The following is a 20094-nucleotide window of genomic DNA, read 5'->3' on the forward strand; positions in this document are numbered from 1 at the left end:
ATTCTCCCGCTTTTGTTACTTACAAATTGCTAAAAAATTATATCTTAATTTAAGACTAATATTGATAATTAACATAAGTAACATATTAAAAATAAAAATCCTAACTGTGTTAGGATAAGTGGTATGTTAGAAACTGCTTTCATATTCCTTGGTGTCAATGTCAAAGTCATCTTTAACTTCGTATTCTTGTGTTTCACTTTGTGAATTATCTTGTTGAGAATCTTCTTCTTGAAGAAGACCAAAGTAAAACACACTCGAAGTATCAACCGAACTTGAACGAGATGAGAAGTTTGTTGCGATTTGATAAAAGTGTCTAAAATCTTTTGAATTGAAAAATTCAAGGTCTTTTTCACTAATTTTTGTAAGTGGTTCAAGCATATAAAGTTTGTCGCTAACAGCAGTATTTGCAGGTTTACGAGTAACTGAAATTTGGTTTGGGTTCATAAACAGGATGTACAAGTCTTCACGGCTTAAAGTTTTAGCTAAATTTGTATTAGGCTTAATTGAATTTAAACTTACGAACAAGTCGCTACCATCATTATTTTTAACATATTCGTTGTTTGAATTTAAGTTTGAAGGTTGAATTAATCAAACTGATTCACTTTCATTATATGTTGTTTGTGGGATTGAATTCTTCATTATATTTAATGAATTAAAGTTCATTCTTCTTGCAATTGAATTAAAGAAACTATTACGATATAGAATTCAATTAGGATATGTTTTTGAAGTTAAAAATCTTTGGTTGATTTCATGCATTTTTTCAAATCTTGCTGAATAAACAATTGTAGTATTACTCATTGAAACCTTTTTAGAAAGATTAGCAAAAAGAATTATATTTTCATTATTAATTCCATTGTATCCAAGTGTGTCAAGGTCAATAATGTGATCAATGGTGTATTTTGAAATTTCTCTTCTTAATTCTTGGTATTCATTTGTTGATACAAAATTTTTTGTAAGCACAATAACAAAATATTTAGCTCACTTCTTACCTTGCATTAGGTACAATGGTGCAAGGCTTTGTAAAAATTTGTTTTCTTTTGTAAAACCGGATGAGACATTCTTGTGTTTGGTAAATCACTAATTAATAAGTCAATTGGCTCATTAGTTCTTTTTGCTAAAAAGTCTGCTTTTTGAAAACTTACACCAAAAGTAATCTTAAGTTTAATCATTTTTGACAATGCACGAGCAATTGCTATTGTGTCTTCATCTGTATCATAAAAAGTAATACTTAATTTGTCTTTGTCTCCGTATTTTTCAATAATAAGAGGTAAAAATATTCCAACTCCACATAAAGGATCAACAATAGTTAATTCTTTACTTCTGATGTTTGGAAGTCTTTTAAAAATTGAATTTAATAAGCTATCATCAGCATAAAAAGGCTTTTGACCAAGTCGTAAAAAGTTAGCATATTGAGCTAGTTGGTACATTGATTTAACATCCATAAATTTAGGATTTTTTTCAATGTATTTAATCAAGTTTTTAATCTCAGTAAGTTGTTCTTTTTTAATAATATCTTTAATATTTTTTTCTGTTAATGAGCCAAACATAATGCCCCCTATTTGTAAATGAATAATTATTTAATATTTCTTATAAATTTAAATTTTAGTTATATATTAAAATTATAATATATTAACATAAATTTAATTTGCTTTTAATTGCAAAAAATATTTAGTATTTAATTTTTTACCGAAAAACCTATAAAACAGCCTTTTCAGTCAAAAAAAGCAAGCGAAATTAAAAAATAATAGTTGAAAAACAAATTTTTTCTATTAAAATTAAGTATGCAAAAAATGTTTTTATACTATAATTACATTGCTTATGCAAAATGGAGGGGTAGCGAAGCGGCCAAACGCGGGTGGCTGTAACCCACTTCCTCACGGTTCGGGGGTTCGAATCCCTCCCCCTCCACCATTTTGCCCCATAGCCAAGCGGTAAGGCAACGGGTTTTGGTTCCGTCACGCGTTAGTTCGAATCTAACTGGGGCAACCATATATCGTCGAAAGGCGATTTTTATTTTTACTAAATCTTCTTAATTTTATTAACCGGTCTGGTTTCTGTATAACCCTAAATCGAAAATAGAAAAAGTGAAGTGCTGTAATCAACAACTCTTCACTTTTTCTATTTTCAGTTTATTAAATTTATTAATTTAGTTTGAATTTAGCAATATAAATTGATGTATCGGTAACGTCATAGTTATTTGGACCGACAAATTTAATTAGTTTAAACGCTATGATTAATTCATTATTTTCATAATTAAATGTAAGTTCTTCATTACTACCAATTCCATAACCATCTTTTAGATATGTTGGATTTTGTGGATTAGCAATAAGTCAAAGTTCATTAAGTTTTTTTAATAGTTCACCCTTGATATTAATTTCTGCGTCACTTAAAGCATTTCAATTTATTTTGTCTCTAAATAAAACAATTTTTTTGGCTGAATATGAATATGCAAAAACACCCTTGCCCGAAGAAACAATTTCCTTAATTTTTTCTTTGTTAGTTATTTCTAGAAAATTTTGATATTTTTCATCGCCAGACTTAATTACAAGAGGTTTAGAAGGTGTTGTGCTTCCTATATTTTGATAGTTTTCAACAGTATTTAAAAGATTCTCAGCCTGTTTAATAATTTCATCAACTTCTGCTTCAACTTTAACTTTCTTTAAGTTAGCACTCATATCATTAATTAATTTTTTTATCCTGTCTAATGTTTGTGCATTATTTATTTTTTTAAATTTAGTTTCAATATTCTCAATTATTTTTTCTGCTTTTGTGATTTTTGTATCAAGGTTATTTTTATTATTATGTTCAACTATTGGATTATTTTTTGGTTTATTATCTTGTCCACTTTTGCAACCTGCACTAATAGTAATTGGTGCAAAACTTAATGTTGTAGTAGCAAGTAAGCCAAATTTTAATGTTTTATTATTCGTATTTATCTCCTACTTTAAGTATATTTATTTTATACTATTTGTTTTAAAAAAACAACTCTATATTGAGTTGCTGTAAATTTCATACAATTTGAAGGCAGTGTGTACTTAATCTTTTATAAAACAGCGAGTATTATTATATAAACAATTAAGCTACTGTCTAGGTTGCGAATGAATATTAAGATTCGTAACTGTGTAATTTACTGTTGTTATTTCATTATTTGAAAGCATCAAAGAATTTTTCAAAATTTATATTTCCATACATATTAAAATATCTTTTTTCAAGTTTTGAGTTTATTTCTTCATTGGTGCTTGCGCCAGCAAAAGAAATTTCTTTAATACAATTTGCATTTTTTTTAACTGAACAAACTAGTAATGTTAATGTCTCAGTTATATTCGCATTATTTGTACTTTGAATTTCATCATTAATATATGACTTATAAGCATTGATAATTTTTTGTGTTTTTTCTGGGTTGTAATCTGAATCATTATCTCCTTTTATCTCTAAAATTATCTGATGATTTTTATATTTTATTAGTATATCAGGGAATGAACTTTTAATTTCATTTTCATCGTTATAATACTCATAATTAACACCGTGAAGAGTCGGATTTTTTGTTCAAATTTTAACAATTTGTTTGTATTTTTCATGATCTTTTTCATATAAGCTTCAAAAATAACTCGCTAATAAGTTTAGGACAATTTCTTCATTTTTACTATCCAAATAATGCTTGTTTTTTTCTTGATTAAGTTGTGAAGTATTTATATATGCATATCTCAGCTTATCTTCATCAATTAAAATAAAATTATTTGTGTTCCATTGATATTCATTATCAGGCAGATGTTTTGTTGAAAAACCATATAAAATAAATTCTTTTTCTTTTTTGTTTTCTCTTATTTTCGAAATAGATTCCTTATGAATTTCTTTTATTTTATTAATGTAAATTTTGGATATAACAAACCAAACCTGATTAGTTGAAAGCAAATTAATATAATTTGCATATTCATCATTATTTCGCAATTCATTGATTCAATTATTTATTTGATCAATTATATTTTGATTAAAAAAGAATCATTTGAATACTGAAATTTTTTAACATAAAGTTCCAACTCTATACAATTTGTTATCTTTTCAATTATTCTTGGAATATAGTTATTAAGATTATCATTTATTGTTTCTTCTTTTGAAACAATAAATTTTTCTCTATCATTTTTACCTGAAATTGTTCATTTGACTTGAAGTTCTTTCAGATTATTAATTATTTCTTTAGCATCAAGTAACTCCATTATTTTTTCGCTATATTCTTTATCACTAATAGCTAATTGTCACAAGTTTCTATTTATTTTTCCTTGATAAAAACTTGTTTGGTTCATTTTGACAGAATTACTTTTCTTGAAATTATCTTGCAAAACATAATAACTTCATTCTTTTCTTGAATTTTCTGCTCATGATGAATAAATTCAGTAATTATTCGAAATTGATTCAACAGAATTATTTATAAATGTTGGGTTCGGGTTTCTTTTAATTCTTCCAATTGTCTGGATATTTAAATTTTCAGATGAAACACAACGAAGTTGGACAAGCATACAAGCACGTGGAATATTTCAACCCACAGCAGGCCCAACCTTAATTATTACACAATCAACAAGTGAGGTATTTTTTGATATTTCCTTTAAATTTACTTTTTGCTTTATATTTGATGAATTAAAACTTATTTTTTCGTTGCTAAAATACTTAGCTCATGTTAAGTTATTTTCTTCGATAATTTCAATAACTTTTTTTATGTCATCTTCAAAACAAAAATCATTGCTCGTTTCATCTCTAACCTGGATAATCATTGCAGGATTAATGTTGATTAAACCTGGTTCTTTTTCAGGGTTATCATATATTTTTTTAATTTCTTTAAATTTTTTACAGGCCACTTGTAAAAGTCTAAAATCATCTATTGGTTCATTATTAGCCTGTTTAATACCTTCATTTTTTATAAGATTAGTCTTCAAGAGTTTTACATTATCTGAAAGCAAATCATTTTCAGTAATTTCAATTTGTTTTACTTTTACATTATTTGGTGTAGCAGTCATTTTTATAGTAAAATGAGCAATTTTTTGCATTTTTGCCTCAAATCTTGATTCTATCCTTTTAATATTTTCGTCATTAATGTCAAGATTTTTTATTTTGTCTATTGAGTAATCTTTATAAATTGATTTTATTGTTGATGATTCACTCCCATAATGTGCCTCATCTCTAATGTAAACTAATTTGAAGTTTTCATTAGTAATTTGATTTAAAAGTGAATCTAATGTACCCCGTTCAGTAAATAGTCTTCCTTTTCCAAAAGATGATGTCCCCAAAATCATTATTTTATTTTTTCTTGCAATAAGTGTCAAATCTTTATCATTCCTAACTTTTTCATTAACACTTGGTGATTCAACTTTTTCAATTTCAAGATGCTGGCCACCGATAAACTGAAAATATTCATGTAAATTTGACTCCATTTGATTAGGCAATTTCGCAGATGAAAGTGTAGCAATAATGAAAAACAGTTTCTCGTCACTATATATTTTAGAAAGCTCGTTAATTACATTTGCAATCATAAATGTTTTACCACTACCAGTTGGGGCTTTAAAATAAACCTCATTTTTTTCTAATAAATTAAATGAATTCACTAATTCATTAACTGCATTTTGTTGTGTTTTAGTTAATTTCATCTTTTTCCTTTTTTTGTGGCATTAATGAAAGCAAATCATAATAAATATTAGTGTCGTCCTTATCAATATTTTGAATATTTATTCCATTATCAACGAGTGAATTAAAGAAAGATTGTTTGATATTTTGCATATCATTTTCAGAATTAAATAATTCAGTACCAAAATATTCTACATTAAATACCTTCAAATTTTGACTAAAATGTTTATTCTTTTTAATCCAATCAAAATATTCATTATTTGTACCAATGCCATTGTTAATTCTGTATAGTCGCTCATAACAAATTTTTGTTGCTATATCATTTTCATTATTAGTTACAAGTGTAAAAGTTCTATTTCCACCATCTTCTCTATTCAATTCTAAAATTGCATGGCCTGTTGTACCTGAACCGGCAAAAAAATCAAGAACTCTTATATTTTTTTCAGGTATTAAATTAATTAAGAATTTAATTAAATTTGTTGGTTTTGGATGATCAAAAACTTTTGTACCGAAGATATCTTTTTGTTCTTGTGTTCCTATTGAATTGTGCATATTTAAAATTAAATTTGAAAACTTTTTAGTTCTATTAATTTTTTCATTTTTGTTATTTACATATTGATATTGCTTTGAATAAACTTTTCCATTTTTAAAAACTAAAAAATTGTTTTTTATACCTCATTCAACACTTTTTTTGCTTCATCTTCACCGCCAATCTTTTTCAGCATGTTCCCCTTTCATTCTTCTTTCTCATTTAGATTTTGACCCACCTGCATAATATGTTTCACCCTCATAAGTAATAGGATAGTCCAAACTTTGTCCCCATGTAAGAGAAGCCCCATCCAATTGTTTTAATAAAAATTTTCCTCTTTCATTTATGTACTCATCTTCATATTTATAATTACCTAATTCAGTATCAATAAGTTCATCATTAGTACTTAATTCATCAATGTTTTTTGCATACATTAAAACATATTCAACTAAATTTTTAATAAATTTAGAATCTGATGCTGAACCTTCATTTTTCTTTTGTCAAACAAAGTTGCAAACAAAATTTTCTTCCCCAAAAATTTCATCCATTAAAACTCTTAGATATGCATGTTCGTTATCGTCAATTGAAACAAAAATAACCCCATTATCTTTTAATAGGTTTTTTGCTATTTTTAATCTTTCGTTCATTATGTTTAGTCAACCTGTTCGACTAAATTTGTCGCGATAAATGAATTTTTGTTTCTTTGATTCTGTATCATTATTATTAAATGAAACGGAATCTGTCTTTGCTGATTCTGTGTTGTAAGGTGGGTCAATGTAAATTAAATCGTAAAAGCTCGAAGAGCTAAGCGATCTCTCTCTCTCTCTCTCTCATTCTCTATTACTAGTAGATTTTTTAGTGCGTCATAATTTTCACCAATAATTAGTGTATTTTCATATGGAGACTCAGTATTTTCATTATTAACAAAAGACTTTCTGTCATCAAATTTTAGTAACGATATTGTTGTTTTATTTGTGTTTAGAGCCTCATCAAAAGTAAAACCAACTTTTATTCTTCTTAATAAAAGTTGCATAACATTGTGTAGGTCTTCTTTATCAGATTTTTTTAAAATATTTATTATCAAATTTTTTTGGTCATCGTTAATTTCGTTTTTAGACCAATCATTAATAGTCTGTATGAAACTATTTAAAACTTCGTTTTTATTCATTTTTCCACCTTATTATGTAAATTTGTAATCATAGAAAAAGATTTTAAGCAGAAAACTTTGTAAAGAAATCAAAACCAAATGTTGAGAAGCAAAAAGTTATAAAAATTCTTTATGCAAAAGCAAACAAAGTTTAATCAAACTAATTTATCTTTTTTCATAATTATTTTATTACACTTTTAGGCAGAATGTATTCTTTTGAAATAATTGCAATCTTTCTATTTATTAAGTATGTCATGCTTTAAAAAAGCATATATTGGTTTGCCAATATACTTGCCTTTTAGCCTATTTCAATAATTAACACATTTATTTATTTTTAAGCTTTGTAAAAATAAAGTTAATATTCTTACCAGCATTACTTCATTTAACTTCATAACCAGTCATTACATTATCCTTAGCATACTTACTGGCATGTAAATCTTTGCCGTGATCGATAATTTCTCAGTCATTTTCCTTAAAACTCTCTAATGAAAATTCATATAATTTATCATTATCACTTTTAAATTTCAATATTGTGTCTTTGTTCATTATTAACTTATATTTTTCTAAGAAATCTTTATATGTTAATCTTCTTTTAAAATGTCGAACTTTAGGTCAAGGGTCGCTAAAAGTTAATCAAATTGTTCCGCATGTTCCTTTAAAAATATTTTCAATTTCTTTTGCATCTTCAAGAATAATTTTAAAATTTTTAAGTTCATATTCTTTTGCTTTTTTAATACATTTGGCAGCAACTGTTGCAAATTTTTCAAGACCATAATAATTAATATCTTGATTTGCTTGTGCAAGTTGAGTAATCATTTCGCCTTTACCCATCCCAATTTCAACAACATCAGTAGGTTTTAAAATAATTGGATATTGATTTTTTGTAATTAATAAGTTAGAATCTTCAAGTTTATTTGGTGCTTCTTTGTCATTTCTTAATCTCATATTTAAAGTATATATTAAATTAAAATTTAATTTATTAAATAATTTCAATACCCAATTTTACTAATTTGCAATAAATATTCATTTTTTTGAATTTGTCCAAAAGTGCTGTTTTATAGCATTTTTGGACATTTAGAAGAGAAAAACAAAAAAAATTATTTAATTATTTTTGGCACTCTTACCCTTTAAGTGCTAAAATAGTATTATGGAATTTGTGATAAATGGAGGTACAAAATGGATTTTAATTTAGATGATTTATTTGGAGCAAACGAAAACAATAATAACAAATCTAGCGACCCATTAAAAATCTATGGAAGAAATCTCACTGATTTAGCTGCAAGAAATGAACTTGATCCTGTTATTAACAGAGATGATGAAATCAGAAGAATGATTCGAATATTAAGTAGAAAAACAAAAAATAACCCTGTTTTAGTTGGTGAACCTGGTGTTGGTAAAACTGCTATTGTTGAAGGGCTAGCTCGCAAAATTGTCGAGGGTCAAGTGCCAGAAAATTTAAAAGGAAAAGATATTTTCGAACTTGATTTAGCAGCACTAATTGCCGGCGCATCATACCAAGGACAATTTGAAAAAAGGCTTAAAGATGTACTAAAGAGAATTGAAGAATCTAATGGTGACATTATAGTTTTTATTGATGAAATTCATATGCTTATTGGAACTGGCAGAAATGCTGGTGGTGGTATGGATGCTGCAAATATTATTAAACCACTGATGGCAAGAGGAAAAATGCACTTAATTGGTGCAACAACTTTTGATGAATATAGAAAATATATTGAAAAAGATGCTGCACTCGAGCGAAGAATGCAAAGAGTTGACGTTTTAGAGCCATCTATCGATGACACAATAACTATTTTGCGTGGTATAAAAGCACGTTTTGAAAATTATCATAATGTTAAAATTCAAGATGATGCATTAGTTTCAGCTGCCCGACTTTCATCAAGATATATTTCAGATAGATTTCTACCTGACAAGGCAATTGACTTAGTTGATGAAGCAGCTGCAACAATTAAAACAGAAATTAATTTTGAACCCGAAGCACTAGAAAAAGCTAAGCAAAAATTGGCAAAACTTAAAATGGAAAAAATTGCTATTACTAGTGAAGACAAGAAAAAACATACTACAAGAATTAAAGAGATAGATATTGAAATTAAGGATGTAGAAGCAGAAATTAAATTATTAAAAGACAAATGAAATTCTGAAAAGAAAAAACTCGAAGATCTTTCAAAATTGAAGAGCAAACTAGACGATGCAAGACATAGACTTAATATTTATCAAAAAGAAACCGATTATGAAAAAGCATCAAAAATTCTTTATGATGAAATTCCAACCATTAAAAAGATGATTGAAGCTACTGAGAAGGAAATATCTCAATCAGGCAATTCAATTGTAAAGGATAGTGTTACAAGTGAAGAAATAGCAAATATTGTTTCGAAGTGAACTAAAATACCAATTTCAAAACTCTTGGAGAGCGATAAAGAAAAATTATTAAACCTTGAAGCAGATTTAAAGAAAAGAATTAAAGGTCAAAATAATGCGATTAGATTAGTTTCACAGGCTGTATTAAGAGCAAAAGCTAACATTAATGATCCTAATAGGCCGCTTGCTAGTTTTCTTTTCACTGGACCAACAGGTGTTGGTAAAACTGAATTAGCAAGAACACTTGCTTATTCTCTATTTGACAGTGAAAAACAAATGATTAGGCTTGATATGTCTGAGTACATGGAAAAACACAGCGTGTCTAAGATTCTTGGAGCTCCTCCAGGTTATGTTGGATATGATAGTGGTGGTTCATTAGCTGAAAAAATTAGAAAGAACCCATATACAATTTTACTTTTTGATGAAATAGAAAAGGCTGACCGCGACGTTTTAAATATTTTGCTTCAAATGATGGATAACGGGGCAATTACTGATTCAAATGGACGTGTTATCAATTGTCGCAATTTAATTATTATTATGACAAGTAACCTTGGCTCACAGGAAATATTGAAACATCTTGATCAGATGCCAAGTATTAAAGCAGAATTACTTAAATTTTTAACACCAGAATTTGTTAATAGAATTGATGAAATTATTAAATTTGATCCGTTAAGCAATGATGTAATTAATGAAATCGTTGAACTTGAACTCCAAAAACTCTCAGAGAGAATGAGAGATGTAAAAGATGTCAAGATTTCATTTACTAATAAAGCGATTGAATTTGTTGGTAGTTCAGCATATGATGAAAATTTTGGTGCTAGACCAATTAAAAGATTTATACAAAACAAAATTGAAAGTTTACTTGCTTACAAAATTATTGATGGATCAATTAGAAGTGGTAAGAGCTACAAAATAGATATTTTTGCAGGTAATTTTGTTATCAAAGAAGCATAATAATTTAGTTTATTCCTAGTGTAGGAATAAACTTTTATTTTTGACCAAAACACCTATAAAACAATAAAAAAAGTAGCAATTGGCTACTTGATTATTAATAAAAATTAAATTACTTTGTACGTTTAATTTCTTTAAGACGTGCGCTTTTACCACTTCTATTCTTCATGTAGTAAAGTTTTGCACGACGTACTTTGTTTGAACGAACAACTTCAATTGAAGCAATCATTGGTGAGTGTAATGGAAATGTTCTATTAACACCAATACCAAAAGAAATTTTTCTAACTGTAAATGTGTTACGAGTACCTGATTCTTTTTTGCTAATTACTAAACCTTCAAAAATTTGGATACGTTCTTTTTCGCCTTCACGAATACGAACGTGAACCTTAACATTATCTCCAACTCTAAATTCAGGAAAATCAGTACGTAATTGACTTGATTCAACTAATTCGATTAATTTATTTCTCATTTTTAATCCTTTCAATTATATCTGGACGATTCTTCATTGTTTTATTCAATTGAGCATCTCTTTTTCATTTTTCAATTTCTGCATGATTTCCATTAAGTAATACTTCCGGAACAATAAGAGATTTGTTGTTTGATTTACTAACATACACTCTTGGCCTTGTATATTGCGGATAATCCAATAAACCATCATTTTGAAATGAATCGTTTGCAAAACTTTCTTCTCTAATTACGCCAGGAACTAATCTTATGATACTATCAGCCATTACCATTGAAGGTAATTCGCCACCAGTTAAGACATAGTCACCAATTGAAATCTCTTCATCAACTAAATCAACAATTCTTTCATCAAAACCTTCATAACGACCAGAAATAAATGTTATTTCTTTATGTTTTGATAATTCATTTGCTATTTTTTGATCAAATTTCTTACCTTGAGGGGTTACAAGAATTTTATATCCGCCTCTTCCTTTAAGAGAATCAAGTGCAAGGTCAATAGGTTCTATTTGCAAAAGCATTCCATGACCGCCACCAAAGATTTCATCATCAACCTTGTGGTGTTTATCTCTACTGAACAACCTAAAGTCAACAACGTTAATTTCAATTAACTTTTTTTCAATTGCTCTTGAAATAATTGATTCTTCTACAAAAGGTTTGTAGTAATTTGGAAAAAGAGTTAAAAAGTTTATTTTCATAATCTAGATATAACTATTTTTTTGTAGTTTTACGAACTGTTTTAGCTGTTGGTTTAGCGGCTGCTTTTGTTGTTTTAACATTTGCTGCCTTTGTTGCGACTTTTTTATCAGCAACAATTTTTTTAGTAGTTGTTGTCTTTGATGCAGGCTTTACAGTTGATTTAGCAGTTTCTTTTTTAACAGGTTTTTTAGTAACTTCTTCTGTTTTTGTTGCTTCTTTGTTTGTGTTGTTCATAAACTTAGCATTTAACTTGTGTTTTCTAAATAAGTTGAAAACTGTTTGAGTTAATTGAGCACCGTTGTTAATTCATTTTTGTGTTGCTTCTTCATTTAAAACAAACTCTTTTGAGTGTGGATTATATTGGCCTAATGCTTCAATAAATTTTCCATCTCTAGGAGCACGTGAGTCAGCAACCACAATTTTGTAGCAAGCATTAAATTTGCTTCCTAATCTTTTTAATCTAATTTTAACCATTGTGGTTTCTCCTTGTTTTTTTATTAATAATTTAATATTCGCTGTCAAGTAAAAGTGCTTGACACCAAACATATTGCTTTATTATTTTAATATAAAATAAAGATATTCAAAGTAAAAAAATAAGACTTGATTTACTTTACAGTGTCCGCACTCAAGGTTATCTAAATTTCGTCTTTATTTTAAGGACCTTAAAACATCATTATTCAAGTCGTTTATATTAAATATTTTTAGGTTTTGTTCAAATATTTGTCGTAAATTATTCTTACATGTTTTTCAACCATTAATACCATCCGTTATTCACACAAACTCAAAATTCTCAATATCTTTTGTGGAAAAATATAATTTTTCATAACTTCTTATTATTTCGTTTAGTTTTGAACCACCTGACATATAAAAATTAACTTCAATAGCATAAACTTTATTTTCTTTAAGAATTATAAAATCAAATTTTTTATTAAAATTAATTGCAAAAGCATTAGCAATATGTAGACTTGTTAACTCATCGATTTTATTAAATTTAACTTGTTTAAAATATGTTTTACCTTCTATAAATCCAGCTTCCTTTATAAATTTTTCAACAAGTAATTCCATGGCAGAACCTGTTCTGTTTTTTCTAGCATTTGAATTAATGCCTACTTGTACACCATCAAAATATCCCAGCACATAGTCGTTACTTTTATTATTCAATCACTTTTTTAAACCGGATTTCTCAAAAAATTCAGCATAGTCTATAAACTTGTTAGTCATTCTTTCAAAATCTAATTCCTTTATTTTTTGATCTTCATAAATTTGAAGATAACTATTTCTAATTGCAAGTAAACTAGGAAGAATCTTTAATACATTTTTATCATTGTCATATAGTCGTTTAAATTCCAAGGATATATCTTCACATTGTCCAATACTGCAAAATTTTTCTAGTTCCCTTTTATACTTAAGTAAGTCATTATTTATCTTTGCAAAATCTACATAATAGTCATAACCAACAATTGTAGGTGTTAATGTTTTAAATCATTGCTCAAAATCTCTTATCATTTTACCCCCTATAATTTGTAATGATTACTTCCTCAACATCGCCACGACCATCCCCGTTTGAATTAATCATTCTTTTTGCCTTAACAACATTGATGTTAAATTCCTTATAAAGTTCATTAACAAGTTTTGTATTATGATTGCTTAACATAAGTTTTATGCCCTTTTTATCTAATTTTTTAAAAACGTTTGCTAATCGTATTTGCTCATCTTTTCCAAAAATTTCTGCATTGTATGAAATAAATGTATTCTTGTTTTCTATTACATCATATGGCGGGTCAAAATAAATAAAATCATTTTTATTTGCCTTTTCACAAAAAGTTTCAAAATCTTCACAAGAAATTTGATTTTGTGTGTTATTAAAAAAGTTTTTTAATCTATCAAAATTGTTTCTATCAAAACAGTTAACTGATGTTCTTTTTCCAGAAGGAACATTAAAAAAACCTTTTGAATTTACTCTGTAAAGCCCATTGAAACATGTTTTGTTCAAGTAGATTGTTCTTGCTGCCTTTATGTAATTTGGCAGATTATTATAGTTATTGTTTTTGTCCAAATCCCTTATTTTATAGTAATATTCTTCATTATGATTATTCTCATGTTTTACTAATTCGGTCTTTAATTTAATAAATTCATCATCATTTTTTAAGCATCTATACACATTAATTAATTCTCTATTTGAATCATTAATTAAAAAACTTTTTGGCTTGAGATTTAATAATAATGCTCCCCCACCAACAAAAGGTTCAAAATAATTATTATAAGATTTAGGCAAAAATGTTTTGAGTTTATCAATTAATTGTGTCTTTCCACCAGCTCACTTAACAAATGGCAAAAGTCTTTCTTCTTTATTTCCAATGTGAATATTTTCGAGGCCTATAGCCTTATATAATTTAATTATTGTTTCAAAACTAACACCCAAAACTTTTCCGTTCTCAATTCTTGTTAATTGAGTTCTTTCAACGCCACTTAATTTTGCAAGCTCAAGTTGTGTCATATTTTTTAGTTTTCTTTCTTGCTTAATCGTGTTGCCAACATTTTTTAATATTGAGTTCATACCAGTCGCCTCCATTTAAGAACTACATTTCCATATTTTCATTATATCAAATGTATAAAATCATATACATATTTTATTTATTTTATGAGTGTGAATTCCAAAACAAATTGAACACTTTATGGTAATTTTTCATTAAATGATTTTATGAATAAAGACACAAAAAAATAGGCATCAAAAAGATTAATTTTATAATTTAGTGTCTTATTTTTTTATATTTGAAAATATCTGTATGAAAAAATCATTCTAGATTAAACACAGTGATTCATCTGAATATGAACTAACAAATAATATTGAAAGAATTGTTTTTGTAAGCGATAACTATAAATTATTGCTAGATTCAGTTGAAAAAAACAGCCAGAAGTAACTAACTGTTTATAAAAAAATAAGGCAATAGTGGAGAATTTAATTCTCCATTATTATTTTAAAAAATAATAGTTAATTTCAAAACAAAACGAGAACATATTTTGTTTTGAAATTAAACACAAAAAATAACTCAATTTGTTTAAAACCCAAGAATATTCAAAGTAAAAAAACAAGAAAGACTCGATATTGATCTTTCTCGCAAATATTGTAAAAGTTTCAAAATTAATTAATGTTTTTTAAGTATATTGTTATCACTTGCTAGGTTATAAAATGAAAGTAAATTAACAACATGCATTTTATCAAATTCACTATTTTTTGCAATTTTACTTCAGCCCGCCGTTTTTGTTATTTGTGGTTTTAAATGCCCTGATATACATTCACTTAATAGATGTGTTTCTTTATTCTCATTATTCATAAATGAAATAATAAACAATTTGACCTTATCAAGTGAATCTGTGTCATATTGTTCCTCAACGGCTTCGTAATATTCAAAATCGTTAAGATAAGCACTTATATGTCTGTTCACTCTGGTTGTTTCATGATCGTCAATATCTTTCAACGTCTTGTGAATAGTGGTTTCAACAGATCATATTCTATCATTACTGTAATAAATGAAGTCACTTCCTCCTCCTGGAGCTGTATGCTTTGGAAAAAGTTCATAATCCACTTTGGTGTTTGAAAATTTAGTAAAGTCTTGAGGTTTAATATTTAGTATATGGGCAAAAAATAAATTTACAAAATATTCTGCGATTGTATGGTTTTCGACAAAAAATAAGCCATTTTCTGTCTTGATTTTTTCTCAATTACGATCTTGAATTTGTTTTAATATTTTTCTTGTTTTATCTAGATTTCATAAATATTTTGTTGGTTTAATATTTTCATAATTAATCGATGGATAATTATCTATGTCATTAACATAAATTCTGCTTGCGTCAATTACTTTTTCATCTGCATTAATCAGTGTAAAATCACGTAGTCAACGTCTGAATAAGTCAAAATATTCATCAAATAAAAGTGTTTCCAATTTATTTTTTTCAATTAGTTCAATAAATTCAGAAATTGAATTCATTTGCTTAATTCTATTGCAAATTTGTTCCTTCACATTCACAAATTTATTTTTACTTTTAAAATACAAATGGTTATAGTTTTTATCTGTTTTAAAGCCCGTTAAATGTTTTGTTGTTATTTCTTTTTGCTGATTATTTTTTATCATATTGTATATGTTTCTATAAAAAGCAAAATTCTTTGGTGGTTTTCTAAAACCTAAATTTTTTTCATATGATTCAATATTTTTTAAATCTTCATCTTTTTTTAATGAAACTATTTTTCCAATAGAACACTTATTATATAAATCAACAAAAGATTCAGAACCATCAAAACATGCAAAAGCCAAAAAAAGTTTTTTAGTATCAATTTTTCTGTCCTTATTATTTAAAATAAAATTAATTGTTTCTCTAAATGGTTCATAATTTTCAAATATTTTTTTGAATATCAAGTTTTCATTTATTTCAACACCAAGTAAATCATCAGCAAGAAAAAACAAATTTGTTGTTGGGTCCTTTTTAACAAGTTTTCATTTTTCAAGCCTACTACATAACATTTCAAGCCTATTTATTTTTTTATCATCTTTGTATTTGTAAATATTTTCAATTTTTATTCACTTATAAAATAAGTCTTCCTGTTTGTCATGAGAAGACATTTTTTTAAATTCATCCGTATTGTCTTTAATTCAGTAAAGTATTTGACAATAGGAATTAACCTGCTTTTTTGTTCTTAATTCAGTTCCACCTAGTTTATTAAAATCATTAATTTTCATAATTAGTAATTAATACCTCTTCATCTTCATCGTTTGTTTTTGTTCTTTGATAATTGGAATTTTTATAACTCTTATTGAGTTTAAATACATTGTATTTTCTAGACCAATTAAATAATTCTGTATTTTCCTTTCCTTTGGCTTTCAACACATTTGATAGTGCCCACCTAATTTTTTTCTTGTTAATACATCAAGAATCTCAAATAATTTTTTATCATCTTTGTCTGTTCAATCTTTATTATAAGTAGCATCAGTTATTAAATAAGGAGGGTCAAGATATATAAAATCATCTTTGTTTAGTTTCTGATTATCTATTAAATCATTTAGAAAAGTTCAAAACCTGAATTAGAAAAACTGACATTCTTATGTTGAATGTTATTGATAAACTTCTTTAAATTAATTTTTCTCTTAGTGTTAAATTCTTGTTTTCCAACAGGAATATTAAATTTATTATTTGAATTAAATCTTATTTGATTATTGAATCCATAAAAAATAAGTAAAAGCAACTTTATTTGTGCTTGAAATGAATTTTTGTTACTTAGATTGTTTCAATCATCTCTTAATTTAAGAAATGCTTCTTTGTTTTTCCCAAGTTTGACGAATCAAAAATGAAAATGAACACTTCATATACTAAAGTATATGAAATTTTTTCATTTTTTCTTATTTTGCGTTATAATATGTTATAATATAATTATGTATGTAAAAGTTTCAAAAGTAGCAGGCAAAGAATATGTTCAAATTTGCCATTCGGTTAGAATAAAAGGAACAAATAAAACAAAGCAAGTGGTTATTGAAAAACTTGGTCTTTTATCAAAACTGCAAGAAGAAAATCCTAACATTTTAGAGGATTTAAAAAATAAATATCAAGGTTTGAGAAATGAAGCGAGAGATAATGAATTATTGAAGTATAGAGTTCACAAATCTATTGATGCTTTATTTGACACAGAATTCAATGAAAGGAATGAATTCAAAGACAAATTAACATATGAAGAAAAGGCTGAAAAAGTAAAAAATAGTTAGAAAAAATATGGTAATTTACTTTACAAAACGATTTACAAAAAACTAAAACTTGATGAATATTTTGATTTAAAAAGTAAAGAATTTCTTTTCAGATATGATTTAAATAATATTGTTGAGAACCTAACTTTTTAAGAATTTTAAAACCTTCATCAAAACTAAGAACAGTTCAATCTTATGATTCATATTTAATAGAGAATGACGACACGTTGAAATCTCATTACAGAGCATTGGAAATTTTATGCGATGAAAGATTAGATATTATTAAACATTTAAACAATAGATTATCAGAATTAATGGACAGAAATCTAGAAGAGGCTTTCTACGATGTTACAACAGTTTATTTTGAAAGTTTCACAGCAGATGATTTTAGAATCTTTGGTTTTTCAAAGGATTTAAAAGTTAATCAAACACAAGTGGTATTAGGTTTGATGATTGATGCAAATGGAATACCAATAAGTTACAAACTTTTTCCGGAAATACAAGCGATTTTAAGACTTTTATCCTTTTTATACAGGAAGTTAAGGAAAATTTAGGAATCGAAAATGTAACGATAGTTGCTGATAGAGGACTTAATTCTGGGCCTAATTTACAGTCGATAATTGACAATGGTTTTAAATTTATAATGGCAGAAAAATTAGAGCAAAAGGCAAAATTGCCTCTGAAATACTTGACTTAGATTCATATGATAAAATAACTGAAAACTACTTTATTAGAGATCGTAAAGATACAAAATTTGTAAAAAATGAAGATGATGAGAAATATATAATTGATGGTAGACTTGTTCTTTCTTTCAGTGAAAATAGAAGAAAAAAGGATGAGAGCGACCGCAAAGACTTATTGAAAAAGCTTTAAAAGGTGTTCAAAACAATGCTTCAAAAGCTCGCTCAGAATTAAGTAGAGGCGGTAGAAAGTATCTCGATTATAATGTTAAAGAAGTAACGATAAAGACAACAAAAATTGAAGATGATGCAAAATGAGATGGCTTTTATGGAATATTCACAAACGATATGGAAATGAAGACTGATAGAATTATTTCAACATATCGAAAACTTTGAAAGATTGAAGATTCGTTTAGAATGCTAAAAACATCATTTGAGGTTAGACCTGTTTATCTATCAAAAAGGAAGACAATTGAAGGGCATTTTCTTATTTGTTATTTAGCCCTTGTACTCCAAAGATTTCTAGAATTCACTATTGACTCAATAGTTGAAGATGATCACAAATTTACTACTGAAAAAATACTCAACAGTATTAGAGAAGTTGAACTAATAACCTTTAAAGATTATGAGAATGATACAGAGTATTTTATGAGAACTGATGAACCAATTGAATACCTTGAATTAATTGAAAAATTAAATATTGAAAGACTTCCACTGATGGGAAAAGTCGATGAAATTGAGGGTATTATAACACATGGCTAAAATTGTAAAAATGACCAATACACCTATAAATAAGGCGTATTAGTCATTTTTAATACTCCTTTTTAATTGATTCGTCAAACTTGGGAGGGTCAAGATATATAAAATCATCTTTGTTTAGTTTCTGATTATCTATTAAATCATTTAGAAAAAGTTCAAAACCTGAATTAGAAAAACTGACATTCTTATGTTGAATGTTATTGATAAACTTCTTTAAATTAATTTTTCTCTTAGTGTTAAATTCTTGTTTTCCAACAGGAATATTAAATTTATTATTTGAATTAAATCTTATTTGATTATTGAATCCATAAAAAATAAGTAAAAGCAACTTTATTTGTGCTTGAAATGAATTTTTGTTACTTAGATTGTTTCAATCATCTCTTAATTTAAGAAATGCTTCTTTGTTTTTCTTTGATAATTTATAGTCGTCAATAGAGAGAGAGAAGGATTTCGCTCAGCGGATTCGAGTTCATAAATTGCAAGATTTTAACTAGATTTGAATCCTTATCATTATAAAAATAATTTTTTGCTTCAACATTGCTAATCATTGTTCCTCCGCCACCAAAAACATCATAAAAATTGTTAATATTTTTAGGAAATAAAGTTGATAATTCTCGTCACAATTTATATTTGTCCCCTAAATAATATAAAGGACTTCTAGTTACAAAATCATTGCTTGAATTTATGAGATTATAGTATTCATTTCTAATTCTTTCAAATGATTTCTTATAGTAATTTTTATCAATCTCGCACCCTACAAAAAATCTATTATTTCTAACTGCTGCAACTCCTGTTGTGCCACTTCCACAAAAAGGATCAAAAATGCAATCTCCTGGGTTTGTGTGAATTTTAATTATTTCATCTAATAAGTAAAGTGACTTTTGTGTAGGGTGAATTTTATCTTTTGACTTTGGAACAACCGGATATTCAAATGATGGTCTTAAATAAGGCTTACTACATGGTTTGTTAAATGTTCAACCTATTCCTTTTGTTGCTCAGATTGCTATTTCATAATCTGTAACATATCTTCTTGTAGTATTTCTGGGCATTGGGTTATTCTTGATTCATCTTAATAAATCCTTAATTTTAAATCCACACTCTTCTAATGTTTCACAAATTTCCCCTATGTTTTTATAGTCATCAAAT

General features: G+C 27.0%; 20 protein-coding genes, 2 tRNA genes and 1 pseudogene. 7 read left to right on the plus strand and 16 right to left on the minus strand.

Annotated features, from left to right (window positions below):
* Positions 1-126: 126 nt before the first annotated feature.
* Together NPA07_RS00230 and NPA07_RS00235 are read right to left on the minus strand one after the other, a co-directional pair.
* Positions 127-996 carry a hypothetical protein gene (locus NPA07_RS00230; RefSeq protein WP_235659540.1) on the minus strand — a complete coding sequence of 290 codons (870 nt, stop codon included), beginning with the start codon at positions 994-996 and terminating at the stop codon, positions 127-129.
* Positions 996-1547, minus strand: a complete 552-nt coding sequence (locus NPA07_RS00235) for a class I SAM-dependent methyltransferase (protein ID WP_235659539.1) — start codon at positions 1545-1547, stop codon at positions 996-998. The genes NPA07_RS00230 and NPA07_RS00235 overlap by 1 nt, the downstream gene beginning before the upstream one ends.
* A 280-nt stretch (positions 1548-1827) precedes the next feature.
* Between NPA07_RS00235 and NPA07_RS00240 the strand changes: the two genes are divergently transcribed.
* Together NPA07_RS00240 and NPA07_RS00245 are read left to right on the plus strand one after the other, a co-directional pair.
* Positions 1828-1911, plus strand: a tRNA-Tyr gene (locus NPA07_RS00240).
* 3 nt (positions 1912-1914) lie between these two features.
* Positions 1915-1989, plus strand: a tRNA-Gln gene (locus NPA07_RS00245).
* A 152-nt stretch (positions 1990-2141) separates the two neighbouring features.
* Here NPA07_RS00245 and NPA07_RS00250 read toward each other — a convergent pair.
* The 6 genes from NPA07_RS00250 to trmB form a co-directional block, all read right to left on the minus strand.
* The gene (locus tag NPA07_RS00250; protein ID WP_126118170.1) at positions 2142-2675 is read right to left on the minus strand and encodes a hypothetical protein; all 534 of its coding nucleotides are present in this window, start codon (positions 2673-2675) and stop codon (positions 2142-2144) included.
* A 469-nt stretch (positions 2676-3144) separates the two neighbouring features.
* The gene (locus NPA07_RS00255; RefSeq protein WP_256553213.1) at positions 3145-3948 is read right to left on the minus strand and encodes a hypothetical protein; all 804 of its coding nucleotides are present in this window, start codon (positions 3946-3948) and stop codon (positions 3145-3147) included.
* 29 nt (positions 3949-3977) lie between these two features.
* Positions 3978-5636: a DEAD/DEAH box helicase family protein gene (locus tag NPA07_RS00260; protein ID WP_256553214.1), complete on the minus strand. Its 1659-nt coding sequence runs from the start codon at positions 5634-5636 to the stop codon at positions 3978-3980.
* Positions 5623-7041 (minus strand): site-specific DNA-methyltransferase, encoded by a 1419-nt coding sequence (locus NPA07_RS00265; protein WP_318032797.1) that lies wholly within the window; start codon positions 7039-7041, stop codon positions 5623-5625. Before NPA07_RS00265 ends, NPA07_RS00260 begins: the two co-directional genes overlap by 14 nt.
* Positions 6924-7310, minus strand: a complete 387-nt coding sequence (locus NPA07_RS00270) for a type III restriction endonuclease subunit M (protein ID WP_218017468.1) — start codon at positions 7308-7310, stop codon at positions 6924-6926. Before NPA07_RS00270 ends, NPA07_RS00265 begins: the two co-directional genes overlap by 118 nt.
* 303 nt (positions 7311-7613) lie before the next feature.
* Positions 7614-8234, minus strand: coding sequence for a tRNA (guanosine(46)-N7)-methyltransferase TrmB (trmB, locus tag NPA07_RS00275; RefSeq protein WP_126118168.1), 621 nt, complete (start codon positions 8232-8234; stop codon positions 7614-7616).
* Between the two features lie 231 nt (positions 8235-8465).
* On the opposite strand from trmB, the gene NPA07_RS00280 reads away from it, so the two are divergent.
* The gene (locus NPA07_RS00280; protein WP_126118167.1) at positions 8466-10619 is read left to right on the plus strand and encodes an ATP-dependent Clp protease ATP-binding subunit; all 2154 of its coding nucleotides are present in this window, start codon (positions 8466-8468) and stop codon (positions 10617-10619) included.
* Positions 10620-10728: 109 nt separating this feature from the next.
* Here NPA07_RS00280 and rplS read toward each other — a convergent pair whose 3' ends face one another.
* The 6 genes and pseudogenes from rplS to NPA07_RS00310 form a co-directional block, all read right to left on the minus strand.
* Positions 10729-11085, minus strand: coding sequence for a 50S ribosomal protein L19 (gene rplS, locus NPA07_RS00285; protein WP_126118166.1), 357 nt, complete (start codon positions 11083-11085; stop codon positions 10729-10731).
* Positions 11075-11776 carry a tRNA (guanosine(37)-N1)-methyltransferase TrmD gene (gene trmD / locus NPA07_RS00290; RefSeq protein ID WP_126118165.1) on the minus strand — a complete coding sequence of 234 codons (702 nt, stop codon included), beginning with the start codon at positions 11774-11776 and terminating at the stop codon, positions 11075-11077. Before trmD ends, rplS begins: the two co-directional genes overlap by 11 nt.
* Before the next feature lie 187 nt (positions 11777-11963).
* A pseudogene (gene rpsP / locus NPA07_RS05680) lies at positions 11964-12251 on the minus strand (30S ribosomal protein S16); the annotation flags it as partial.
* Positions 12252-12425: 174 nt separating this feature from the next.
* Positions 12426-13283 carry a DpnII family type II restriction endonuclease gene (locus NPA07_RS00300; RefSeq protein ID WP_126118163.1) on the minus strand — a complete coding sequence of 286 codons (858 nt, stop codon included), beginning with the start codon at positions 13281-13283 and terminating at the stop codon, positions 12426-12428.
* 1 nt (position 13284) lies between these two features.
* Positions 13285-14334, minus strand: a complete 1050-nt coding sequence (locus NPA07_RS00305) for a Dam family site-specific DNA-(adenine-N6)-methyltransferase (RefSeq protein ID WP_126118162.1) — start codon at positions 14332-14334, stop codon at positions 13285-13287.
* Positions 14335-14923: 589 nt separating this feature from the next.
* Positions 14924-16513, minus strand: a complete 1590-nt coding sequence (locus NPA07_RS00310) for a hypothetical protein (protein ID WP_126118161.1) — start codon at positions 16511-16513, stop codon at positions 14924-14926.
* A 690-nt stretch (positions 16514-17203) separates the two neighbouring features.
* Between NPA07_RS00310 and NPA07_RS00315 the strand changes: the two genes are divergently transcribed.
* From NPA07_RS00315 to NPA07_RS00325, 4 genes are all read left to right on the plus strand, one after another.
* A complete protein-coding gene (locus tag NPA07_RS00315; protein ID WP_256553215.1) occupies positions 17204-17530 on the plus strand; it encodes a hypothetical protein in 327 nt (108 codons plus the stop codon).
* A gap of 227 nt (positions 17531-17757) precedes the next feature.
* On the plus strand, positions 17758-18063 hold the full coding sequence (locus NPA07_RS00320) for a hypothetical protein (protein WP_256553216.1): 306 nt from the start codon (positions 17758-17760) through the stop codon (positions 18061-18063).
* Entirely contained in the window at positions 18039-18206 is a 168-nt protein-coding gene (locus NPA07_RS05705; RefSeq protein WP_408634432.1) for a hypothetical protein, read from the plus strand. The genes NPA07_RS00320 and NPA07_RS05705 overlap by 25 nt, the downstream gene beginning before the upstream one ends.
* A gap of 331 nt (positions 18207-18537) precedes the next feature.
* Positions 18538-18951: a transposase gene (locus tag NPA07_RS00325; protein WP_256553217.1), complete on the plus strand. Its 414-nt coding sequence runs from the start codon at positions 18538-18540 to the stop codon at positions 18949-18951.
* 49 nt (positions 18952-19000) lie between these two features.
* On the opposite strand, the gene NPA07_RS00330 is transcribed toward NPA07_RS00325, so the two are convergent.
* Together NPA07_RS00330 and NPA07_RS00335 are read right to left on the minus strand one after the other, a co-directional pair.
* Positions 19001-19438: a DNA adenine methylase gene (locus NPA07_RS00330; protein WP_318032798.1), complete on the minus strand. Its 438-nt coding sequence runs from the start codon at positions 19436-19438 to the stop codon at positions 19001-19003.
* A complete protein-coding gene (locus tag NPA07_RS00335) occupies positions 19368-19997 on the minus strand; it encodes a DNA methyltransferase (RefSeq protein WP_218017467.1) in 630 nt (209 codons plus the stop codon). The genes NPA07_RS00330 and NPA07_RS00335 overlap by 71 nt, the downstream gene beginning before the upstream one ends.
* Between the last annotated feature and the right edge of the window lie 97 nt (positions 19998-20094).

The sequence above is a fragment of the Mycoplasmopsis caviae genome (genome assembly GCF_024498215.1).
In the GTDB taxonomy this organism is placed as follows: domain Bacteria; phylum Bacillota_I; class Bacilli_A; order Mycoplasmatales; family Metamycoplasmataceae; genus Mycoplasmopsis; species Mycoplasmopsis caviae.